Source organism: Desulfitobacterium dichloroeliminans LMG P-21439, assembly GCF_000243135.2.
In the GTDB taxonomy this organism is placed as follows: domain Bacteria; phylum Bacillota; class Desulfitobacteriia; order Desulfitobacteriales; family Desulfitobacteriaceae; genus Desulfitobacterium; species Desulfitobacterium dichloroeliminans.
Map to the genome: position 1 here is coordinate 3,464,601 of NC_019903.1, position 22,517 is coordinate 3,487,117.

General features: G+C 44.8%; 18 protein-coding genes and 3 pseudogenes. 2 read left to right on the top strand and 19 right to left on the bottom strand.

Annotated features, from left to right (window positions below; all coding sequences use genetic code 11):
* Window positions 1–2: 2 nt before the first annotated feature.
* The 6 genes from whiA to DESDI_RS16385 all read right to left on the bottom strand — a co-directional run bounded on the left by whiA (window position 3) and on the right by DESDI_RS16385 (window position 7,778).
* A complete protein-coding gene (gene whiA / locus DESDI_RS16360) occupies window positions 3–956 on the bottom strand; it encodes a DNA-binding protein WhiA (RefSeq protein WP_015263726.1) in 954 nt (317 codons plus the stop codon).
* A gap of 16 nt (window positions 957–972) precedes the next feature.
* A complete protein-coding gene (locus DESDI_RS16365) occupies window positions 973–2,346 on the bottom strand; it encodes a gluconeogenesis factor YvcK family protein (protein WP_015263727.1) in 1,374 nt (457 codons plus the stop codon).
* Window positions 2,343–3,236: an RNase adapter RapZ gene (rapZ, locus tag DESDI_RS16370; protein WP_015263728.1), complete on the bottom strand. Its 894-nt coding sequence runs from the start codon at window positions 3,234–3,236 to the stop codon at window positions 2,343–2,345. The genes DESDI_RS16365 and rapZ overlap by 4 nt, the downstream gene beginning before the upstream one ends.
* 23 nt (window positions 3,237–3,259) lie before the next feature.
* Window positions 3,260–4,441 (bottom strand): type 2 periplasmic-binding domain-containing protein, encoded by a 1,182-nt coding sequence (locus DESDI_RS16375; protein WP_015263729.1) that lies wholly within the window; start codon window positions 4,439–4,441, stop codon window positions 3,260–3,262.
* A gap of 41 nt (window positions 4,442–4,482) precedes the next feature.
* A complete protein-coding gene (locus tag DESDI_RS16380; protein WP_015263730.1) occupies window positions 4,483–6,216 on the bottom strand; it encodes a B12-binding domain-containing radical SAM protein in 1,734 nt (577 codons plus the stop codon).
* Window positions 6,217–6,521: 305 nt separating this feature from the next.
* Window positions 6,522–7,778 carry an IS110 family RNA-guided transposase gene (locus DESDI_RS16385; protein ID WP_015263514.1) on the bottom strand — a complete coding sequence of 419 codons (1,257 nt, stop codon included), beginning with the start codon at window positions 7,776–7,778 and terminating at the stop codon, window positions 6,522–6,524.
* A gap of 299 nt (window positions 7,779–8,077) precedes the next feature.
* Between DESDI_RS16385 and DESDI_RS16390 the strand changes: the two genes are divergently transcribed.
* Window positions 8,078–9,376: a glycosyl hydrolase family 18 protein gene (locus tag DESDI_RS16390; RefSeq protein ID WP_015263731.1), complete on the top strand. Its 1,299-nt coding sequence runs from the start codon at window positions 8,078–8,080 to the stop codon at window positions 9,374–9,376.
* Between the two features lie 128 nt (window positions 9,377–9,504).
* Here DESDI_RS16390 and DESDI_RS16395 read toward each other — a convergent pair whose 3' ends face one another.
* From DESDI_RS16395 to DESDI_RS16420, 6 genes and pseudogenes are all read right to left on the bottom strand, one after another.
* Window positions 9,505–10,518 carry a polysaccharide deacetylase family protein gene (locus DESDI_RS16395; RefSeq protein ID WP_427846157.1) on the bottom strand — a complete coding sequence of 338 codons (1,014 nt, stop codon included), beginning with the start codon at window positions 10,516–10,518 and terminating at the stop codon, window positions 9,505–9,507.
* A 283-nt stretch (window positions 10,519–10,801) separates the two neighbouring features.
* Window positions 10,802–11,275: a DsrE/DsrF/DrsH-like family protein gene (locus DESDI_RS16400; RefSeq protein WP_015263733.1), complete on the bottom strand. Its 474-nt coding sequence runs from the start codon at window positions 11,273–11,275 to the stop codon at window positions 10,802–10,804.
* A gap of 17 nt (window positions 11,276–11,292) precedes the next feature.
* Window positions 11,293–11,607, bottom strand: coding sequence for a TusE/DsrC/DsvC family sulfur relay protein (locus DESDI_RS16405; protein ID WP_015263734.1), 315 nt, complete (start codon window positions 11,605–11,607; stop codon window positions 11,293–11,295).
* A 25-nt stretch (window positions 11,608–11,632) separates the two neighbouring features.
* Window positions 11,633–12,886 (bottom strand): type III sulfide quinone reductase, selenoprotein subtype, encoded by a 1,254-nt coding sequence (gene sqr, locus DESDI_RS16410; RefSeq protein ID WP_015263735.1) that lies wholly within the window; start codon window positions 12,884–12,886, stop codon window positions 11,633–11,635.
* Window positions 12,887–12,904: 18 nt separating this feature from the next.
* Window positions 12,905–13,174, bottom strand: a complete 270-nt coding sequence (locus tag DESDI_RS16415; RefSeq protein WP_015263736.1) for a metal-sensing transcriptional repressor — start codon at window positions 13,172–13,174, stop codon at window positions 12,905–12,907.
* 290 nt (window positions 13,175–13,464) lie between these two features.
* Window positions 13,465–14,070, bottom strand: a pseudogene (locus tag DESDI_RS16420) (HAD-IIB family hydrolase); the annotation flags it as partial.
* A gap of 199 nt (window positions 14,071–14,269) precedes the next feature.
* Here DESDI_RS16420 and DESDI_RS16425 point away from each other — a divergent pair.
* On the top strand, window positions 14,270–15,532 hold the full coding sequence (locus DESDI_RS16425) for an IS1380-like element ISEcp1 family transposase (protein ID WP_000608644.1): 1,263 nt from the start codon (window positions 14,270–14,272) through the stop codon (window positions 15,530–15,532).
* A gap of 206 nt (window positions 15,533–15,738) precedes the next feature.
* Here DESDI_RS16425 and DESDI_RS16430 read toward each other — a convergent pair.
* The 7 genes and pseudogenes from DESDI_RS16430 to DESDI_RS18145 form a co-directional block, all read right to left on the bottom strand.
* Window positions 15,739–16,359, bottom strand: a pseudogene (locus DESDI_RS16430) (nickel-dependent hydrogenase large subunit); the annotation flags it as partial.
* A gap of 55 nt (window positions 16,360–16,414) precedes the next feature.
* A complete protein-coding gene (locus DESDI_RS16435) occupies window positions 16,415–17,542 on the bottom strand; it encodes a hydrogenase small subunit (RefSeq protein WP_015261419.1) in 1,128 nt (375 codons plus the stop codon).
* Between the two features lie 164 nt (window positions 17,543–17,706).
* Window positions 17,707–17,901, bottom strand: a pseudogene (locus DESDI_RS16440) (HAD family hydrolase); the annotation flags it as partial.
* Window positions 17,902–18,143: 242 nt separating this feature from the next.
* Window positions 18,144–18,410 (bottom strand): DUF3830 family protein, encoded by a 267-nt coding sequence (locus DESDI_RS17395; RefSeq protein ID WP_051015689.1) that lies wholly within the window; start codon window positions 18,408–18,410, stop codon window positions 18,144–18,146.
* Entirely contained in the window at window positions 18,407–18,703 is a 297-nt protein-coding gene (locus DESDI_RS17400) for a hypothetical protein (RefSeq protein ID WP_051015690.1), read from the bottom strand. The genes DESDI_RS17395 and DESDI_RS17400 overlap by 4 nt, the downstream gene beginning before the upstream one ends.
* Before the next feature lie 442 nt (window positions 18,704–19,145).
* On the bottom strand, window positions 19,146–21,968 hold the full coding sequence (gene uvrA / locus DESDI_RS16455) for an excinuclease ABC subunit UvrA (protein ID WP_015263737.1): 2,823 nt from the start codon (window positions 21,966–21,968) through the stop codon (window positions 19,146–19,148).
* Window positions 21,969–22,281: 313 nt separating this feature from the next.
* Complete coding sequence (locus tag DESDI_RS18145; protein ID WP_172635918.1) at window positions 22,282–22,494, bottom strand: hypothetical protein; 213 nt, start codon at window positions 22,492–22,494, stop codon at window positions 22,282–22,284.
* Window positions 22,495–22,517 lie beyond the last annotated feature (23 nt).

Below are 22,517 nucleotides of genomic sequence, written 5' to 3' on the forward strand. Positions count from 1 at the left end.
AATTATCCTCCTCTCCCCACCTGCTTATGCCGTTCCTCTAGCTTATCAGCGAGCTCGTCTATTTTGCGTAGGCGATGATTCACTCCGGATTTGCCTACCTTCGGGTTCAACATTTCCCCCAATTCCTTGAGGCTTGCATCGGGATATTCCAGTCGCAGCTCAGCTATTTCCCGTATTGGATCCGGGAGCGCTTGAAGACCAATAGTATTCGCTACCTTCTGGATATTTTCCACTTGCCTTACAGCTGCATCTACTGTCTTATTGAGATTGGCTGTCTCACAGTTGACTAAACGATTGACTTGATTGCGCATATCTTTAAGCACGCGAACATTCTCAAACTCTAAAAGTGCGCGATGAGCACCGATGAGAGCAAGGAATTTAACAATATGTTCACTTTCCTTAATATATACCACATGCCAATTTTTACGCAGACTCACTTTAGCACCCAACTGAAACCGATTGAGTAGTAGGCAGAGGGCATCCGCATGAAGAGCGTCATTGGTGATAATCTCTAAATGATATGTTCCCTCAGGATTATTTATGGATCCACCGGCCAGAAAGGCTCCGCGTAAATAAGCAATTCTATCGCATTTCTTCTTGACAAGAAAGTTGGGTATACCCGGGAGGATTTCCCCTTCTTCATCAATGAGCCCCAGCTCTTGAAAATCGCTTAATACTCTTGGATAGATTTTAACCATATAGGAATTATTCTTTTTTAAGCGCAGCTTCCTGCGCACCATAATATCCACCGGTAAACCCAATAGGTTCTTGGCCAGTCGGTATACCTTGCGAGCTACGGGAGCACTCTCTGTAGTCACGTTCAGTGCGTAGATTTGATTAGAGATCTGCAAGGTCCCATCCATGCGCACAAGTGCTGCAAGTTCGGCCACATTGCAACATCTTTTCTTTTCTTCGATGCGCGCTAATTCATCCTTAGTTTCGGCGCTGAAAGACATTTCTCCCCCCTCCTTTCTAGGATTCTTCCCTCAATTTCTGACTTAATAAATAGGAATCCACCAGAGCAATCCGCTCACCCATGGGCTTTAAGCGAAAGAGAAGTCGAATGAGCATTCGCGCCAACCGGTCTGGGTCGTGACGGATGGTTTCACCCTCTTGCAGAAGATCGGCTTCCACATATTTAACCCCCAGCCATTCCACGCTGGCGGCATTGCCATTCACCGGATAGGAGCCTTCCTCTGCATAGCGCTGCAAAAGCTCCTGGGGTATCCCTTGTTTATTAGCTAAGACAACATCCACTAAACCATGGCCACAGTGATCCATCAGAGACTGCAAATGATCCGAGACTTGAAAGTTGTCCGTCTCTCCCGGTTCTGTCATAATATTGCAGATATAGACACAAGGAGCATCCACATCGCGAATTTTCTCTTTTAAGCCTTTTACTAAAAGATTCGGCAAAACGCTGGTATAAAGACTGCCGGGACCTAAGACGATAAGATCCGCTTCATCCAAGGCCTTTAACGCCTCTGGAATAGGTTCACAATCCTCGGGTTCTAAGTAAACCCTGATAATGCGACCTTGGGTGTCCCTGACCTGGGTTTCCCCTTTCACTGTGGTTCCATTGGCCAGATCTGCCCCTAAGACCACCTGTTCCAAGGTGGAGGGATAGACATTCCCCCTGAGTGCGAAGACCTTACTCACCTGCTCTACCCCTTTTTGGAAATCTCCAAAGGTATCAGCCATTCCCGCTAAAAATAGATTGCCTAAGCTATGTCCTTTTAGGGTACCCGTATCAAAGCGATAGGAGAAGAGTTTCTCCATGACATTTTCTGTATCGGAGAGGGCGACGAGGCAATTTCGAATATCCCCCGGGGGGAGTATTCCCATTTCACTACGGAGCATCCCAGAACTCCCACCGTCATCCGCTACCGTAACGATGGCGGTGAGATTGCGGGTATAACCTTTCAGACCTCTTAGGAGGTTGGACAAGCCGGTTCCGCCGCCAATCACCACAATTTTCGGACCACGACCCAGATGTTGCCGGGAATACATGACATCAACAATTCGGGCTTCTTCATCGGGTAATAACACAGAGATAATGGAATTAAGCATGCGCTTAAAACCAATCACCATAGCGGTTGCCCCTAAAGCACTGATTACGAGACCCATGGGCACCGCAGTACGGGGAGCACTTCCAGTCAGTCGATAGATTGCTTCGCGAAATTGCAACTCTAGATAGCCTAGGGCTATGCCGTCATTCATTACGGAAAACCCCGCTGCAAATAAAAATACGCCGAGAACTGCTAGAAAAAACCAACGCTTGACCCCTAAATTAGGATAAAGCCATTTCAAGGAGTTGGGGAGTGATATGCCCAGTTTACTTTTCATTTAGTCCTATCACCCTTCCGATTACGGGCAGCATCCCGGTGATTAACGCTCATGGTGTAATGATGCTCTTTAAGAAAAATACCTATGCGTTCAGCAATAGCCACGGAACGATGCTGTCCCCCTGTACATCCCACACCAATCACTAAATGCCGCTTCCCTTCCTCCACATAATGAGGAAGAATATACTCTAACAAGTCCAGATACTTCTCTATGAACTCTTGAGCCAAGGAATTACTAAAGATATAATTCTGAACTTGTGGATGTTCCCCAGTGAGTGGCCGAAGTTCACTAATATAAAAAGGATTGGGTAAAAAGCGCACATCAATGAGCAAGTCCACGTCAAGGGGTATACCATATTTATAGCCGAAGGAGACCACAGAAACTGTTAAAGGTCCAGAGGCGTGTTCATTGCCAAACAGTTCTGCCACTTGGTGGCGAAGTTGCTGAGATGAGAGATTTGAAGTATCAATAATCTTATGAGCGATACCACGAAGTTCGGTGAGTTTTTGACGTTCCATTTGAATTCCTTCGAGAATTCCGCCGCTAGGGGAAAGGGGGTGTCTCCGTCGGGATTCCTTATACCGTCCAACGAGAATTTCATCTGAGGCTTCTAAAAAAAGCATCTCATACTGGAATCCAGACCTTTGTAAATCTTCTAGAGCCTCAGCCAAGGAAGTAAAGAACTCCCCCCCGCGCAGATCGCAAACGATGGCCGCGCGGCTCACCTTGCCCTGTGATTGAACACAGAGTTCAGCAAATTTTAGAATCAAGGATGGGGGCAGATTATCCACACAGAAGAAACCCTGATCTTCGAGACTCTGCATTGCCTGGGTCTTACCCGCTCCCGAGAGTCCTGTGATAACCAATAATCGTACTTGCTTTGACGACATAGCTACTCCCCCTTCTCTATTGATTATTTCGCTTGAAGCACTTTCACAGCTTCCGTCTGTGCCCAACTAAGAGCATCCTCTGGCTTTACCCCACTCCAAGCCTTTTGCCAAGCTTGGTCCTGGAGGGGCAAAAGCTTCCCTTCCATAGCATTACCCGGCAAGGACCAGACTCTAGCTAGACTTAACCCCACTTGACGAAGAAGTCCTGTTTGGGCTTCTTCACGACTATAAAAAGAGCTACTGGCAGGAAAACGTTTTCCGGCCTTAGCGATAGCCCACTGGGCATCCGGGGAAAGCAGCTCATCTTCTACCAAGCGGATGAGTGGGTTCAGCTCCTCTGTGGATTTGATAGAGGAGTTAGCGATGCCGATGGTTCTTCCCGTCAAAATTTCCCCTTTTCCGCCTGTCAACTGAGTAAGGGGCACGCTTCCCCAAGGAATAGTCGCTGCCAATCCCTGAGCTTGACTGGCCGAGGCTACGGTATAAGCAACCTGAGCATTCACGAATAAATTCCAAGCATTGGGGTCAACTAATAAAAGATTCCCCTCCCGCCAGGCTAAAAGCTGTTGAAGAAAGATAAGATTTGCCGGGTCCTGAAGTGCAGGCTGTCCATTACTAGCAAACTTCCCCCCTTGGGCTAACCACCAAGGACTTAAAGTCTTGGTATCCAGCGCTGATAACGCAATCACTCCCTTGGCCGCTGAAAACTCCGCCAAATTAGCAGGCAACGGGGCGACATCAGTACGATAATAGAATAAAGGAACATCGACGGAAAGTGGTAGGGCATATGTCTTTTCCCCATAATTAAATTGTGTCACTAAGCCAAGGAACGGGTCCGAATTACCGATAACCGGAGCTAAAGCCCCTTGATGAAAAAGATTGGTTAAGGCTTTGGCAGAGGTGAGAAAGATTTCCGGTCCTTCCCCACCCGCTTGCGCAAGATAAGCAAGATTAGCCATCTTCTCTTCTTCAATATATTCTAGTCGGATAATCACTTCCGGGTGTGCGTCCATAACTCTTTGGCTTTGTTTTCCCAATTCTTGAGCTTCCGCTCCCGTTAAAGAATGCCACAACTCAATCACTGCTGGTGCAGCTCCTCCCGGCAAGCCTTGCTGTGGATCCTCACCACAGCCTGTGAGCAGGAGCGCTAGAAGTCCGATGATGAGGATGCTATGAAGAACTCGTTTGGCCAAACCCTTAACCATAAAAATGCTCCTTTAACCTGTTATGTGGATTCGTTAATCTGTTATATTGGGTTATCTATTGGATAACAACTGGCTTTGCCATTTTTATAGAAGAAAAGCACCCACTGGGGCTGAGGTTCACAGAAATAGTCCACGGCAGTAGCCCTTTGCCATTGACGACGGTCCATCTGGTTATACTCTGCGATGAGATTCTCCCAGCGTCGATCCCGTTGAAGAGCTTGTCTTTGCTCAGAATAATCCGGTGGCAGAGTCTCCTGAGAAGGAAGCAGAAAATCCGGGAAAAAGCTCGGTCGTTCCCAAAGATAATAATCATACCTCAGCCTTTCCTGAATGGAGGTTAAGCTTGACGGTTCAGAGCCGGATTTTTGCGAGTCCCAGAAGTGCCATAACTTTTCAAAAAGGGCCTTAGCCGACCAATTCTGCTTAAACCAGCCTTGATTACGCCAATATTCCGCAAACTCATGATAGAAGTCAAAGGGGGTAGGGTATTGCTGAATAACCCAGTCTAGTGTTCTGCCAAACCGCCCCGAATTATAATAGCGATCAAGAATATCTTCCAAGCGATGCAGTCTTAGTATTTCTTCATGACTTAAATCTGCTGTTTGCAGAATTGAATACGGAGGATCAGGAGCATAAATCAATCCATATTGCTCACTTCTCTCTCGTAAACCGGAACCTTTAAGAACCTTTAGAAAACCTAGTTGTAGCATATCTGGTTGAACTGCATACACCTCATTAAAGGACATTCGAAAGCTAGACCAACCTTCTTTAGGTAACCCTGCAATGAGATCCAGATGCAGATGGGCTTTGTTCATCTCTTGAATCTCTCTGATATACTTTGCCCACCGATCAAAATGCTGGGGCCGGCAGATTATCGAGAGAGTCTCGGGGTTCGTGGATTGTACACCGATTTCGAATTGAACTAAATCCTTGGGGTAATCCCGTAAATAATCCAGCCAATCCTCATCGAGCAGCTCTCCGGCCATTTCACAATGAACGCGAACCCCTGCCTCAGTCGGGTAGTGAGCGGCCTCTTCCCGAGCAATATCAAGAATTCTAAAGGAATGCTCCTTATTTACATTAAAGGTGCGATCCACCAGTTTAATCGTACGTGCTCCACAGCTCAAAGCACGACGGATAATTTCTCGAAAACGTTCGGGCGGTAGATATCTGACTCCCTGGAATGTGGAAGAAAGACAATATTGACAGTTAAAAGGACAGCCACGAATGGTCTCAACGTAAGCAAGGCGTCCCTGAAAATCTTCTTTTCCGCCATAAGGATTAGGCAGCTTGGTCATGGCAAGTTGCTGGCGGTGCTGATTAATCATGATTTCTTGGTTCTGGGGATTCCGCCAAGCCAATCCTGACACTTCCGCCAGATTCGCTCCCAACTCCCAAGCGCGAAGAAGTTCAAGGAGAGTGACTTCACCTTCCCCCAGAACCACTGCATCAATCTCAGTATTTTCCCTCAAAAAACAATCGGCCTCAAAGGATACTTCCGGTCCTCCAACGAGAATCCGAGTACGGGGAGACGTCGGCCGTAGCTGGCGGATCACAGCGAGGGTCTCCTTCAGGTTCCAAATATAACAGGAAAAGCCAATGACATCTGCCTTGGCTTCAAATATCTCCGCTTCAATCCGCTCTATCGGTTCGTTAATGGTGAACTCACGAATCTCAACCTCAGGAAACTCACCCTTAACACTCTCACGTAGGTACCGTATAGCCAAATTGGTATGCACATATTTCGCATTTAATGCGACCAGTAAAATTCGCAAAAGGATCGACTCCTTTCCTCTCTAGTATAGCTTTAACCAGCGTCCTTTGCAATTACGATGCCAAACTTTATCTCATCCCAGAATTTTAGTATTTATTAATAGTTAAATCGATTAATACTGAAGAATTATCCTTATGGACTGTCTAATCCATGGTGTCGTGTCACCCTTTTATGAAGCTTATGAATATACTGTTCTATGGTATAGCGCAGGTATGAGGTGATTAGCGTGAAAAATAACTTAGCTCAGCTCTAAAATGGGTACACTAAACTAAGGCCTCTAAGGCCCAGAAAAAATTAAGCTTCGTTTTAAACCATAGAGATGTCAGTTTCTTTTATTAGACCCAGAGAAATCAGAAGTTTTGCTGCTTGTTTAACTGCTTTCTCTTTCTGCTTTTCCACCATTTCATGTGGCATATCAATTTTATACAGATCACTCGGATTAAACTCTTCACCCGTAACAAACATGTTGTAGATGGCGGTGAGTATCATCCTTGCGATAGCGATTATGGCTCTTTTTTTGCCTCTTCTTTTACTGATGCGTTCATACTTGACTCTGTAGTAAGGAGAGATGTTCGATTTCACGGCTGCATGGGCAACTTGTACCAATGCAGGTTTGAGGTAGACACCAGCACGTGTTATTCGAACCGATTTTTTCTTGCCAGCAGATTCATTGTTGCCAGGCGTTAAGCCCGCCCAGCAGCATAACCGCTTGGAGTTGGCAAACTGAGACATATCAGTACCAATCTCGGAGATGATGGTGATAGCAGAAGCTCTGTCAACTCCGGGAATGGTACAAAGAAGAGTAATCGCACTCTCATACGGTTCGATCAGCTTATCCAGCTTTTTATCTAACTTTGCGATAGACTGTTCGATGAATTCAAGATGAGAACGAACCAATACGATACGTTCCTTTTGCTCCTTGGTCATCTGATACCCTTCAATGGATTCAACCACTGTAACTGCTTTTTTCTTCAAAGACCTTTGGAGAAGGGATGAACAGTATTCCGGGTTGAAAGAGTCCGATGAAATTAAGTAATCCGTGATGGAAGAGGCAGATTTGCCAAACATGTCGGAAACGACAGCATCAAGGGCTACATTACAGATGGTGAAAGCGTTCTGAAAACGGTTCTTCTCACTACTTCTACAGGAAACAAGTTTGAATCGATAGCGGGTGTATTCACGCAGAATGCGAATGGGCTTAGGGGGAATATAACTTCCTGGAACTAAGCCTAAACGAAAAAGGTCTCCAATCCATTTGGAATCTTTGGTATCATCCTTGTTTCCCTTGACAGCCCTTACCCATTTGGGATTGGCGACAGTGGTACGAATGGTATCTTCCAAAAGGTTAAAGATGGGGACCCAGTATTTCCCGGTGGATTCCATGCACACATCAAAGCAGTTATTTTCAATTAGCCACTGCTTAAATTGGAGAATGGACTTGTTAAAAGTAGAGAATCTCTTTTTGGAATAGTGAGGGATAATTCCCTGTGAAGTAATGATTGTGGCGACGAGAAACGTCTTATGCACATCGACACCACAGCAGATAGGGTAAACAACTTTCATAGCACAACCTCCTTTCATTGTCGAGGAGGAAGACATTGACTGAATCGTCACACATTAGCGAATAGCTTAAACAATGATTAGCGTGCGGTCTCAAGGAACCACTTATTTGTGCTTGAAAGACGATTCTCACACAGGTTACTATACTGATTTAAGCCGCGAAGGACAGTCTACGACTCACCTCGCCGTGCTTTGTAGTGTATCTTCTCCTTAGAATAGTCTTAACAAATAATGGTAAAACCGCGCACCCATTTTTCATTACTATTTGTGCCGCCAGCGGTAGCGGCGGAATGGAGGATACTATGAGAATTTTAAGAAGGGGTTCCCGAGGTAGCGATGTGTCAGAAGTCCAGGCACGCTTAAGTGAACTTGGCTATCTTCCGGGACCCGTTGATGGCATCTTTGGTGTAAGGACGGAGGCGGCAGTCAAACAATTTCAAAGGGATCGCGGTCTGGTTCCCGACGGCATCGTTGGCCCTCTTACTTACAATGCATTGTTTCAACCCGGACCCCAACCGGACTACATTCTCTATACGATTAAAGCTGGTGATACCTTCTATAAGCTTTCTCTAAGCTATGGAGTTTCTGTGGATGAAATCATCGCCGCCAACCCTGGGGTGAATCCTTATCAATTACGAATCGGACAACGCATAAGAATCCCCAAGGCCCCAGGCAAACGCCATACGTTCTCTGCTTGGGTCCCCTATTGGGCTCAACAAGAGGCCATGGCTGTTGTTCGTCAGCATGCTGAGCTGATTACAACTCTTTCCCCCTTCTGGTATGAGCTCACTCCCACCGGCGATCTGATCGTTTATCCAAATGGAGAAGACTCCTCCCTGATTGAATTTACGCGTTCCCAAGGCATTGCCCTTATCCCCCTAATCGCCAACAATTTCAATCGACAACTTGTCTCGACCATGCTCAACAACCCTACCGTCCGCCAACACCATATTACAACCATCGTTAATAAAGTTCGCACCATGAACTATGAGGGAATTGAGATTGACTATGAAAATATCGCCGCCGCTGATCGTTACCTGTTCGTGGAATTTCTAAGAGAGCTTAAAGCAGCCCTAGCACCCGATAATAAAAAACTATACGTCGCCATTCAAGCAAAAACAAGGGCTGATGAACCTGGCAGCAGTGCAGGTCATGATTATCCGGGAATCGGGAGTGCCGTCGATGTCGTTCGTCTCATGCTCTACGACTACAGCTGGGACACTCCCGGATCGATTGCTCCAGCCAGCTGGATTCGCCAGGTCTTGGACTATGCAGTAACCGTCATCCCTCGTGCCAAGCTCGAAGCAGGTTTGCCCACCTATGGTTATGATTGGGGGACCAATCGAAGCAGTGTTACCTATGATGCTGCCATCCGTCTCGCTCAGCAACACCAAGTTCAAATCATCCAAGATCCCCAAAATGGTCCCCACTTCAGCTATACAGATAATGGAGTTTCCCACCAAGTCTGGTTCACAAACGCAGTCAACTTCGCAACCTTTGTGGATATTGTCAATGAATATAATATCCGCGGTATCTCTATATGGCATCCCGGCGGGGATGATCCACAGATTTATACAGTGATTCAGGATCGACTCCAGTAATCCACAGGCTACTCCTCCTTTAGGATGAAATGATGCAGAAGAGGCCTCCTCCGAGAAATATCTCGTTGGATGCCTCTTTTTCCATTCTTCTTTAAATCCTTTTGCCTTTTCCATTCAACCCTCAAGTCTTAACTATGAAACCCTCCCGGGAAGAGAATGGGAGCAACTTCGGGGGATAAAACACCAAACTCATACCCTCGCTGTTTAAGAAACTGAATAATCTGAGGTAAGGCTTCTACTGTGGTACCTTTGCCATAGGAGTCATGCATAAGAAGAATAATACGATCCCTACCCGGGACCTGCTCCTTGACGTTTTTAAGGATCGTCTCTACAGACACCACTGGAGCAGTGGAGTCCCCGGTGCTGACATTCCAGTCATACACTAAGTAGTCTTCTGCATCTACCGCATTATAGTAACTGACGTGGAAGTTACCGTGGGTACCTCCCGGTGTACGAATCACTTGCGGACGAACACCAATGAGTCGATAAATCAATTCCTCGTTCTTCTTAAGGTTGGCAACAAAGTCCTCTGGGCTGCGATAAATCTCACTATAATTATGAGAATAGGTATGATTACCTATAACATTGCCTTGTTCGTAGGTCTGCTTGAATAACTCCGGATATTTTTCCACCTGAGTCCCGATCACAAAGAACGTGGCCTGTACCCCTTCCCTCTTGAGAATCTCTAATAGGGGAGCCGTATTCTCTGAAGGACCGTCATCAATCGTTAAATATACTATCTTCGGAGGCTCTTCTTTAAAAACCCGATGCTTCATGGCCAACCCCGGAGCGGTCGGTGGTGTACCGGATAATTCATAGAAGGTGCGAATCGGTGTGCCCGGGGGCGCCGGTACCGGAGCTTGCTTCAGCGGGTCTTTGGAGGGGATTCCCGAAGGGGGTATCTCAGTAAATACTGGGGTGCCTTCTTCATCACTAACCTTCGGATCTATGTTATCAGTATCATCCTTTTGCTCCTTCTCAGTGGGGTCTTCTAAGGGTTCTGCTGAAGGCCCTTCTGACGGTTCTTTGGTGGGTCCTTCCGGTTCCCCAGGCTTCTGCTTGTCCTGAACGTCTGGAGTTCCATTGACCATAACAAGAGATTTCAAGGATGTGTCACACCCGGCTAGGATAAGTACCCCCATGATAAGGAATATAAGTCCGCATCTTCTCCACATGCTGCTTTCTCTTCTCAAATTATACGCCCCTCTTCTCTGCTGTCTTATCATAATCTGTCAAATAGTTACTAAAAAGCAAGAATTCTTACTCATTAATAATAGACGTATAACCCAGTCGTTTTGTTACTCGAAAATGCAAGTTAATAGAAATTTAATATTTTCTTATGAGGAAAAAGCGCAAGATTTCCCCGAGGGAACTCCTGCGCCTTCTATCATACTCTTTATATCATTTCTATGCTAGAGGCTTTGATCAAGTGAAGATAATTTGACCACCGGCGGAAAGATTGTAGAAATCCCCCACGGTGAGGACACTGTCCAACTGATCACAAAAATCCTCTTTCTTCAATTTAAACATCTCTACTGTTGCCAGGCAGGCATAGATTTTTCCACCGGCGTCAGAAATCATTTCGATAAATTCCCCGATTGGTGGAATATCTAATTCTTCCATCTGCTTTTTCATCATATTCGTTGCCATGGAGGACATTCCAGGTAATATGCCGATGAGAGAAGGAATACCCATAGCCGGGTTCCCTACCGTAGCGACTTTAATGTTATTCATTTTACTCTTTGTTATAGTGTTCAGACCAAAAAAGGTAAAGAATAAATTCACTTCGATTCCCATCATTCTAGCACCGTTGGCCATAATCAATCCCGGATATACTCCTTCTAAGGAACCTTGAGAGATAATAATTGAAACCTTCTTAATCTTTCCTTCGTCGCTCATATTAATCCTTCTCCTTTCTAGACACAACTGACGGGTTTGCTTAAACCAGCAACCTTGGTCGCTTTAAGAAGGGGACCTTCAGGAAATAAAGCATAAAGTTCTTGAGTACCAATGTTGCCGACCTTGTTTACTCTACGAATAGTTGGGATTTTGCCTGTCTCAGCAAAGTCCTTCTGCAGGAACTCGATAATCTTCCAGTGGCCGGGGGTTAGATCCCCTAACCCGAGTTCCTTGGCAATAGCCTCGGCAATGTCTTTGTTCCACTGAGCTCCGCTTACCAGATAACCTTCTTCTGTTACATCAACTGAAAAGCCCGCAATGTCCTTTTTCATGGTTAGTCCTCCTTTTTATTTTGGGTTAGGATGGATTAGCTGGATTATTAAGTTTTTTCCCGCTAGTTTTCAGCTCGGCTGTAACTGTGGGAATAGGAATTCCTCTTAAAAGCATGTTCCAATAGATTGTCTTAAAGGCTAATTTGCCTAGGTGATTAATTCTGGATTCTTTGAGAAGTGAGAAGGGCCCAATTCCAGGTATGGGGAAGGTTCCTTCTACGGGTTCAATATCATAGTTAAAATCAATCAACAGGGCTTTATTATAGCCGGATTCGATATAACAATTGGCATGACCATCAAAATGGGCTTTTAAGGGCTTGTTGACGATATAGCTCAAAATGTTCTCGGTTAAAATCTCTGCTTGGAAATGAGCAACGGATCCAGCTTTAGAGGCAGGTAGATCTGTGGCATCTCCGATCACGAAAATATTCTCATGCTTTTTCGATTGCAGCGTATGCTTATCCGTAGGGACAAAGTTCAACTCATCACCTAGATTCGAACGGTCAATCACAGAGCTTCCCATATTCACCGGTACAGTCACTAGAAGATCATAGTCTACTTCTTTGCCATCGACAGAAATAAGCTTCTTGTTTTTCGCATCGACATGGGGGATGCTAAAATTATTGATCATTTTGATGTTTTTCTTAGGAAAGAGATAGCTAAGGGTATCCGAGCATGTTTGCTTGGTAAAGGCACCATCCAAAGGAGTAACATAAATGAGCTCCACTTTGTCACGCATTTTAAGCTTTTCTTTAAAGAACCAATCCGCTAAAAAGATAAACTCCAAAGGAGCTACCGGACATTTGATTGGCATTTCTGTAACATGAACAACTAACTTTCCGCCCTGCCAATCCTTTAACTTGTCTCGCAGAGCAACTGACCCCTCGATGGTGTAGAAATCAAAGATGTCTTTGCGCCATGCTTCCATTACACCATCTACTTCACCCGGAACGATTTCACATCCAGTCGCGATAATCAGTACGTCGTAAGGAATCACCCAATCATTTTTTAAGACAACTTGATTCTTATCCGCTTCAATCAACTCTATAGTTGATTTGATGTATTCTACATCTTTAGGAATAAAGTCCGTCTTTCTTTTGATGACATCCCTTTCAGAATAGATGTCGAAGGGAATAAAGAGGAACCCTGGCTGATAGTAATGTTTTTCATATTGGTCCACTATGGTGATAGCCCATTCCTTTTTATTCAGCTTTCTATTGAGGTGATTAGCCATCATGGTTCCCGCTGTGCCTGCTCCTAGAATGAGTACCCTTTTCATAGAACTGCCCCTTTCCTATTATTCACTAAATTTAAGGATATTGTTTAGAATCCTAGTGACTTCTTCTTTGATATCTTTCTCTTCTAATATCGCTTTGTCCAAGCAGCGATCAACAAAATGTTTGTTGAGCATGTTCTTAACTTTGTGCATAGAACCGCTTACAGCTGAAAATTGAACGAGAACATCTGCGCATTCCTTTTCCTCTTCGATCATCTTCTCGATGCCACTGATATGCCCTTTGATTGTTTTCAATCGCAATAGAATGTCTTCTTTTTCACTTAAGGCCATGTAAACAACTCCCTACCTTAAAATCCCCTTCAACAACTTCTTAAATCTTTACTACCCCCTCCGGGTATAGGGGTCTTGGAATTAGTATACACTTTCACTAGTAGTGGTGTCAATATATAATTTCCCTAAAATTCTCAATATTTTTTAAGTCCATTAAGACGCGTGTAGGGTGGGCAGCGCGGCGCTATAATTCTACTGAATCCGCAAATTAAGAAGCTGATGGTTAACAAAAAGTATTCGTTAAGCATCAGCCTCTAGCCATTATCTATATTAACTTTATCTACGATAATCTATTTTCTTATAAGCACATAGTCCTCAATAGCCTTTGCCACACCATCCTCCTCATTGGAGGATGTTATAACTTTCGCGACATCCTTTACTTCTTGATGTGCATTTTCCATAGCTACCCCAAGACCTGCATAGCGGATCATCTCGAGGTCGTTCAGGCTATCGCCAATAGCCATAACTTCTTCCGGTTTAATGCCTAATCCCTTGGCAAAGTTCAGTAGAGTATTGCCCTTATTGACTTCCGGATGATTTATTTCAAGAAAATATGGCTTCGATGAGGTGAGATGGAGCATCTTGGGGAACATAACATGGAGCTTCTCTCGCCAAATTTTTAGTTCATCAGGATGAGCAAAAATAATGATCTTCTCTACCCCTTCCTTTTCTTCTTCGAGAATCTCAAGAAGATCAGCTTCTTCCACCCTAACTCCGGTTTTCTGCCCATAGGCCTCAGACCACTCATTCGTTTTTTGCACGAAAACTTGGTCCCCTTGATACATATGAAGATAAAGTTCTTCGCCCAACAAAAACCGTATAACTTCGCGGGCTACCTCTACCGAGATGACCTTACGATAAAGAATTTTACGGCTTATAGCCTCCTGAATCATCGCCCCATTATAAGTACCTAGATTCTACGTCAGTACTTCAAAAAGCATAATCAAAGCCTTGATAAATATGCGTTCCTTCGAAATTCAGCTTTCACCCATTGGGTGAAAGAAAAGTGCTCAAAAATATGTTAAATTATCAGCTTTTATGACTCGATATATGGTAAAATAATAGTAAGAAAAGTAGTAAAAAGGGGTTCTAATTATGATTAATAAAATTGATTTCAAAGCTAAGAATCTAACATCAAATGCAGGTCTTTTTCTGCTCCTTGAGAATGCAAAAAGCAATGGGATTTTTGATTTTATTGAAAATGACCTCGTATTTGATAATGACTCAACAAATAAAATCAAGATGAATCATATAAAGACCATGCTCTGCGGTCACTTCATTGGCATTGATAAGTTAGAACGTCTAAAGCTACTTCAAAATGATCCCCTCGTCAACGAGTTTGATATTTCCGTAAAAGAACCTGAAACAGTGTCACGGTTTCTAGGAAACTTCAACTTCAAGACAACCCAAATGTTTAGAGACATTAATTTTAAAGTCTTTAAAAAACTGCTCACTAAAAGTAAATTGACATCCATTACGATTGATATTGATAGTAGTGTAATTAACGTAGAAGGTCATCAAGAAGGTGCGTCAAAAGGATATAATCCTAAGAAACTGGGAAACCGATGCTACAATATCCAATTTGCATTTTGCGACGAATTAAAAGCATATGTTACCGGATTTGTAAGAAGTGGCAATACTTACACTGCAAACGGTGCTGCGGAAATGATCAAAGAAATTGTTGCTAACATCAAATCAGACGATTTAGAAATTTTATTTCGAATGGATAGTGGCTACTTTGATGAAAAAATTATCGAAACGATAGAATCTCTTGGATGCAAATATTTAATTAAAGCCAAAAGTTATTCTACACTCACCTCACAAGCAACGAATTCATCAATTGTATTCGTTAAAGGAGAAGAAGGTAGAGAAACTACAGAACTGTATACAAAATTAGTTAAATGGGAAAAAGACAGAAGATTTGTCGTATCTCGCGTACTGAAACCAGAAAAAGAAAGAGCACAATTATCACTTTTAGAAGGTTCCGAATACGACTACTTTTTCTTTGTAACAAATACTACCTTGCTTTCTGAAAAAGTAGTTATATACTATGAAAAGCGTGGTAATGCTGAAAACTATATCAAAGAAGCCAAATACGACATGGCGGTGGGTCATCTCTTGCTAAAGTCATTTTGGGCGAATGAAGCCGTGTTTCAAATGATGATGCTTTCATATAACCTATTTTTGTTGTTCAAGTTTGATTCCTTGGACTCTTCAGAATACAGACAGCAAATAAAGACCTTTCGTTTGAAGTATGTATTTCTTGCAGCAAAAATAATCAAAACCGCAAGATATGTAATCATGAAGTTGTCGGAAAACTATCCGTACAAGGGAGTGTATGAAAAATGTCTGGTATAATAAGAATATCATCAATAAAATTGAGTGTTGCTCTGTGGATAACTTGCAGAGTTTATTAAGTATCATTGCAGCAAAGATGAAATCAATGATTTATCAAAAATGATTGAAAGGTGGTTGTAAATAATGTTACAATGTGTGAGAAGCAGTCTAAATTCTTCGTGAAATAGTGATTTTTGAAGCTAATAAAAACACACGTGGAATTTAGGTACATTATTAATAAACTCGAGGATAGTGATAAGATAACCGCGATAGCGGTTGATTTTATCGGCATCCACGTGCATGGTACACCCTCCGGGTACAATCCCGTGCCCATGGGGAGCCTTGCCCCCGAAAACTCCGAACGCCGCATGTGCATACCGAGAAACTTCGATGGCTTGGAAATAATGATCAGTCATACGTTGATCTTCTTGGGGAGTAAGGCGAATATCTCCCTCCAAATGAGGTAGGAAGGGGGGGATGTCGGGGCCTTTGAAATAATCAGGCATGCTCAGAAGGTAGAAATGACGGAGATGATTCTGCAGGAAATCACTACCCATAATAAGATTGCGGAGGACCAATCCGTTCGGTGGAACGGCCATCCCCAGGGCTTGCTCCACTGCATAAGACGCCGCCACCCCATGAACTGAGGAGCAGATGCCGCAGATGCGCTGCGTATAATAAGGCATATCAAAAGCGGATCGACCTTCGAGAATTTGCTCAAAGCCTCGGTAGAGGGTATCCGCGATCAAGGCGTCTTGGATCACTCCGTTTTCTAGATGGGCCTCTACCAACATCGGATTGTGGATTCGGGTAAACGGAAAAACAACCTTCTTCTCCAGTAAGCTCACTCCTCGTTCACTTGTAAAATCAACCGCCCATGTCGATTGGCGGCATCACTTTTGGTCATTGCTGAGATTTCTTGGGCCGATAGGTATGATACGTCTTGGCTTTCTTCAGCTGGATCTTTTTCTTCACCTGGTTCGTCGATTGAATTAGATTCCGATGAAGACGTCCTTTATAAAGTGAGCTTAGAAAATGTCCGCCAATCCCTAGGGTAGCTAAGCCTAAGACCCCTCTACCGATTCGATCGGTTGTTTCGCGGGTTCCTCCGGGGAAGGTGATGTCGGAAAAATGATTGGTAAAAGGCTCCATAAGATCAGGAAACCCGGGCTCGGTGCAGCCGATGCAGGGAGAGTTACAGCCGATTGGCCAGTTGTAGCGGTCGTTCCAGCGACGGATAGGGCAGTCGGCATAGGTGACGGGTCCTTTGCAGCCTACGCGGTAAAGACATTCCTTCTGACCGATATCTGTAGCAAAGATACCTTGGTCGTAGTAACGACGTCGCGGGCAGTTGTTATGAATGGTTTCTCCGTAAAACATTTTGGGACGGCCGAATTTTTCTAGTTCAGGCTCCCCATATAGAGCCAAATGCAGAAGGGTACCCATAATCCAATCCGGATGGGCAGGGCAACCGGAGACATTGATAATTCGGCGTTCGGGGAGGATCGTTTGTGTACCGGTACTCTGGGACGGGTTAGGATACCCAGAGGCAGGCCCCCCATAAGTAGCACAATTACCTATGGCCACGATATATTTAGCTTTTAAACCCAGCCTACGAACCAGGTCCAGGCCTGTGACCATTTGGCCGTTTTCGAGGCCGGCGTAATTATAATGACCATTATCTCTACGCGCGATAGATCCTTGGACAATAAGTATGAATTCATGGGCTAGAGTTTCTTCCATATCCAATAAGACCTTATAGGCTGACTCCCCTTGGGTTTGCATCATGGTCCAGTCATAACGCCATTCAGTGATGTTGGTAAAAATATCGGATAGTGTCGGTGTCCAAATATTATCTAAAGAGATACTATCTCCGGTACAGGTTCCCGTCTCTACCATCAGAATGGGTAGCTTCTTTTTAATATCTCCTTGAGCTAAGGCTTTTTCTAATTCGGGGGTTACTAAGCTGATAAAGTTGCCAAGAATGGCTCCTTTGACGACCAGCTTAAGAAATTCTCGACGGTTCAGCACATCATAACCCTCCTTAAAGGAATATTTTCCCCCAAAGAAGGGCTAATCATTCAAAAAACAAGAAGTGGAGTTATGAAAAATCATAACTCCACTTCTTGTTTGGGTAACGAAGTAGACTGGTCACAAATTCCTGCGTCCAGGAATTTATTACGCAACATCAGGGAAGTAATAATCGGAACGTCCAACCCCAGCTGTTCGGCATAAGGCCTGGCTGACACGGGCATTCTCCCGGTGGCAAAGGTCACATAAACTCCCTGCTCCTTAGCTTGATGAATGGCTGTTATAACGCGTTGGGATAGGGTTAAATCATTTCGTAATAATGTATCATCTAAATCTGTTGCGACCAGCTTAATACTCAAATCTCTCATCTCCTCTTGGAATTACTTCGACAAGTGGAAGAGGGAATCCTCTTGACCCATAATCGTGGTAGCGTCATCCTAAAAATAAATAGTTATACAAAACTATTATTCCTAGTTGCTCTCTTTCAAAGTAGCTTTTCAATTCGTAAATTTTGTACCCCTTCCCAGAGCACGGTATGACCTAAATCAGATAGTTTAATCATTCCATCAACAATAGTTAAGAAGTGGTTGCCGGCGAGTTGTCAGACCTTACTCGAGAACTGAGTACTTTTATAGGGAATAAGGGTCTCTGTTTCGCCGATTCCACCTGGATAGAGTAAAATTCCGCCTTTTGAAGGACGGCTTGTATGATTTTCGTAAGATACCCCAAATTCCGAGTTTCCGAGAGAAATCCAAGTTGCCTCCCCACTCCAACGAGCATGAATCATTTCGCTTTCAAAGGGTAGGTGCTTTACCGCGCCATTCAACATACCTTGCCAAAGCCCATTAAAATTCTCTGGACTTCTCAAGGGTGGTGATAGGACAAACTTGGCCTTTCATGTCCTTCTAACTCATAGTTTTCATCGGATAACACCAGGTAATGAGGGCAACTTTCAGCATAAACTTGCACCCCTCTTGCTTTGGCCTCTTGAACAAACTGAAGCCTTTTAGCTGTACTGATGTGGGCTATAAGTGTTGGGCACCCCGTAATTTCTGCGAGAGTAATAGCCCGATTAATAGCTTCAACTTCCATCAGTTCAGGACGGGTTTTGCCATGATAAACTGGTGAAGTCTTTCCTTGGGCAACATATTCTTCTTGCAAAGTTGCAAAGATATCTTTGTTTTCTGCATGTATCGCTGCAGTACTCCCCGCTTCTTAATTCTCTCATCATGCTAAAAAGTTCTCTATCCGACATGGCAATCTCGTTGGCCATAAAGAGTTTAAAGGAAGTAATTCCTAGTTCCACGAGAGCATCTAATTCTTGGGAGCTCGTCTCGTTCGGTTGTGTAATGATAAGGTGAAATCCATAATCTATGGCTGATTGTTTGGCATGATCCTTCCATTGGTTTGCAGTCTCTAAAAGTGAATTACCCTTTTTCTGGATGACGTAATCCATGATCGTGGTCGTTCCTCCAACCACTATTTTTAATCGTAGTGAGCGACGCCCCTTTGTTTTTACGCAGAATTAGACCGTTGCTCTTCCAACAATCCTGTACGAAGAACAACGGCCTATTGTTAGTTGTTTAGCATAAATTACCAGGTGTCAGTTCAAATGCTTCTTCAAAAACTTCCCAGTATAAGACTTGGAACAAGCGGCGACTTCCTCGGGAGTTCCAGTGATGAGGATTTGCCCACCCCCATTGCCCCCTTCAGGACCAAGGTCAATGAGATAATCAGCTGTCTTGATGACATCGAGGTTATGCTCAATGATCAGGACAGTATCGCCGCCATCCACCAAACGATGCAGAACCTCCAGCAAACGGTCCACATCCGCCATATGCAGTCCTGTAGTGGGTTCATCCAAAATGTAAATAGTTTTGCCGGTGCTGCGCCGACTTAGTTCAGTAGCTAGTTTAATCCGCTGAGCTTCCCCACCGGACAAAGTGGTGGCAGGTTGGCCAAGACGAATATATCCTAAACCTACATCCTGGAGGGTTTGAATCTTGCGGAGAATCTTTGGGACGGCTTGGAAAAACTCCACTGCTTCATCTACCGTCATGTCGAGGACATCCGCAATGCTTTTCCCTTTGTACTTCACTTCCAAGGTCTCACGATTATAGCGAGCTCCACGGCAGACTTCACAAGGAACATAAACATCCGGGAGAAAATGCATCTCAATCTTGATGATGCCATCTCCTTTGCAGGCTTCACAACGGCCACCTTTTACATTAAAGCTAAATCGTCCGGTGGCATAGCCTCTCATCTTGGCCTCGGGAATCTGGGAGAAAAGCTCACGTATATAATCAAATACCCCGGTATAGGTCGCGGGATTAGAACGTGGCGACCTACCAATAGGAGATTGGTCAATATCAATGACTTTATCCAGATGCTCTATGCCTTCCATACTTTTAAAGAGGCCGGGCCGGAGTTTAGTCGCACGGTTAAGCTTTGTGGCCAAGGTCTTATAGATAATCTCATTGACGAGGGTGCTTTTCCCTGAACCCGATACACCGGTAACCACATTGAAAACCCCAAGGGGTATGCGAACATTGATATTCTTTAGATTATTTTCTCGGGCACCTTTCACTTCCAGCCACTTGCCGTTGAATTGCCTTCTCGCCTCCGGAACGGGAATTCTGCGCGTACCGGTCAGGTATTGGCCGGTGATCGAAGCGGGGTTAGCTTTGATATCTTCGATGGTCCCTTCGGCAATAATTTGCCCTCCATGAACTCCCGCTCCCGGGCCGATATCGATGATATGATCGGCAGCTATCATGGTATCTTCATCATGCTCAACCACCACGAGAGTATTCCCTAGATCTCTTAAATGCTCTAAGGCAACCAAAAGCTTTTCATTATCTCTCTGGTGCAAGCCGATGCTGGGCTCATCTAGGACATAGAGGACTCCCGTTAAGCTCGAGCCGATCTGGGTGGCAAGGCGAATCCGCTGGGCTTCACCTCCGGAGAGTGTCCCTGCAGCTCGATGTAGGGTCAAATAATCGAGGCCGACGTTGATTAAGAATCCCAACCGATCACGAATCTCTTTGCGAATTTGCCGGGCAATGGTTTCTTCCTTTTCACTGAGTTGCAGTTGGTTGATAAACTCCAGTGCTTCAGTGATGGGCAGTCGAGTGTAATCATCGATGGAAGAATCCCCCACTGTGACGGCTAAAGCCTCCGGCTTCAGACGTTTTCCCTTACAGGCGGGACAAGCTCGCTCGCTCATAAAGCTTTCTATATCGCTCTTCACATAATCTGAAGACGATTCCTTGTAGCGGCGCTCAAAATAAGAAATCAAACCTTCAAAAGGTCCTGAGTGTACTTTCGGCTTGTCATCAAAGAAGCTCATAAACTTATACTTTATCGGCTTTTCTATACCATGAAGCAGACCCTTCCATTGTTCCTCTGAGAGGTTTTCCAAAGGAGTATCCATAGTAAAACCGAGAGCCTCGCTAACAGCGGCTAGCAGAGCAGGATAATAATTGGATTGAGATTTGGCCCAAGGCGCGATGGCTCCTCCCTTAAGGGTCAGCTTTTTATCAGGAATGATTAAATCTATATCCACTTCTAAATTAGCACCTAAGCCTGTGCAATCAGGGCAGGCTCCAAAGGGGCTATTAAAGGAGAAAAGCCGCGGGGAGACTTCTTCAAGGGCAATGCCGCATTCCGCGCAGGCAAAATTCTCGCTAAAGAGGATCTCCGTTTCCCCGATGATGTCCACGAGGACATTACCTTCCCCCAGTTTCAATGCCACTTCTAAGGAATCCGCCAAGCGAACGGCGCTTTCGGGCTTAAGGGCTATACGGTCAATCACGACTTCGATCGAATGCTTTTTGTTCTTTTCCAGTTGAATCTCTTCACTTAAATCCCGTGCCTCGCCGTCCACGCGCACCCGCACATAGCCCGCTTTGCGGGCATCGTCAAACACTTTGGCATGCTCCCCTTTTTTTCCTTTGATCAGGGGCGCTAGAATCTGAAGCTTGGTCCGCTCCGGATACGTCATAATCTGATCCACCATCTGCTGTACGGTCTGTTGACTAATTTCCATGCCGCATTTTGGGCAATGGGGATGGCCAATCCGTGCATAAAGCAAACGCAGATAATCGTATACTTCAGTAACCGTTCCCACAGTAGAACGGGGGTTACGATTAGTGGTCTTTTGGTCGATGGAGATAGCCGGAGAAAGCCCTTCGATGTAGTCCACATCAGGCTTGTCCATTTGTCCGAGGAACATCCGGGCATAAGCGGAGAGAGATTCTACATAGCGTCGTTGACCTTCCGCATAGATAGTATCAAAGGCAAGCGAGGATTTTCCCGATCCGGATAGACCGGTGACAACGACGAGCTGGTCTCTGGGGATATCGACGTTAATATTTTTCAAGTTATGGGCGCGGGCGCCGCGTACTTTGATGAAGTTCTGGGTCATTGTGGTCCTCCTCAGGTTAGTTTGCTGTGGGACATATATGGGGCGCTTTGGGTATTTCTCTATTGTCAGAGTCTGTCTCCAGGGCTTTGCTTTACGCGTTCACTCTATAAGCTGCGCGGAGCAATCTAATCGCTCATATCCTTCGCTCCGTCGGGTTCCCGGCTAAATCGGCTCCTGCCTCGTAGCCGGTTGGAAACGTCCTGTTTCCAACCCGACTCCGCTGCAGACATTTCGCGAAGATTGCTTACCTGCTCGCTTAAATCCGTTCTCTGCTGTAAAGCAAAGCCCTTGGGCTGTTTTATTCTGATTATGCTTAGGGATAGCTTTTAGGCACAGGAGAATCTGGGCTCAATAAGAGCTGTCTGCTAGGATTGGAGGGACTTGGTCCAAAAAGCTGCTCAATGCCTTCAGAGCAGGAGCGATTTGGCCGGGCACCTTTCGGAGCGGGGAGCTTGAGCGTTAGTTTGGCACCGCGCAGCTTACTGAGCGAACGGTGTAACTCAAAATCCTGGAGACTAGATGTCATCGACAAAGCCAAATGCCTTGCTT

What these genes read in the sequence shown, in the direction of transcription:
- whiA (WP_015263726.1), bottom strand. Translation starts at nt 956, where the DNA reads ATGTCTTTCAGCGCCGAAACTAAGGATGAATTAGCGCGCATCGAAGAA.
- DESDI_RS16365 (WP_015263727.1), bottom strand. Translation starts at nt 2,346, where the DNA reads ATGAAAAGTAAACTGGGCATATCACTCCCCAACTCCTTGAAATGGCTT.
- rapZ (WP_015263728.1), bottom strand. Translation starts at nt 3,236, where the DNA reads ATGTCGTCAAAGCAAGTACGATTATTGGTTATCACAGGACTCTCGGGA.
- DESDI_RS16375 (WP_015263729.1), bottom strand. Translation starts at nt 4,441, where the DNA reads ATGGTTAAGGGTTTGGCCAAACGAGTTCTTCATAGCATCCTCATCATC.
- DESDI_RS16385 (WP_015263514.1), bottom strand. Translation starts at nt 7,778, where the DNA reads ATGAAAGTTGTTTACCCTATCTGCTGTGGTGTCGATGTGCATAAGACG.
- DESDI_RS16390 (WP_015263731.1), top strand. Translation starts at nt 8,078, where the DNA reads ATGAGAATTTTAAGAAGGGGTTCCCGAGGTAGCGATGTGTCAGAAGTC.
- DESDI_RS16395 (WP_427846157.1), bottom strand. Translation starts at nt 10,518, where the DNA reads ATGGGGGTACTTATCCTAGCCGGGTGTGACACATCCTTGAAATCTCTT.
- DESDI_RS16400 (WP_015263733.1), bottom strand. Translation starts at nt 11,275, where the DNA reads ATGAGCGACGAAGGAAAGATTAAGAAGGTTTCAATTATTATCTCTCAA.
- DESDI_RS16405 (WP_015263734.1), bottom strand. Translation starts at nt 11,607, where the DNA reads ATGAAAAAGGACATTGCGGGCTTTTCAGTTGATGTAACAGAAGAAGGT.
- sqr (WP_015263735.1), bottom strand. Translation starts at nt 12,886, where the DNA reads ATGAAAAGGGTACTCATTCTAGGAGCAGGCACAGCGGGAACCATGATG.
- DESDI_RS16415 (WP_015263736.1), bottom strand. Translation starts at nt 13,174, where the DNA reads ATGGCCTTAAGTGAAAAAGAAGACATTCTATTGCGATTGAAAACAATC.
- DESDI_RS16425 (WP_000608644.1), top strand. Translation starts at nt 14,270, where the DNA reads ATGATTAATAAAATTGATTTCAAAGCTAAGAATCTAACATCAAATGCA.
- uvrA (WP_015263737.1), bottom strand. Translation starts at nt 21,968, where the DNA reads ATGACCCAGAACTTCATCAAAGTACGCGGCGCCCGCGCCCATAACTTG.
- DESDI_RS18145 (WP_172635918.1), bottom strand. Translation starts at nt 22,494, where the DNA reads ATGACATCTAGTCTCCAGGATTTTGAGTTACACCGTTCGCTCAGTAAG.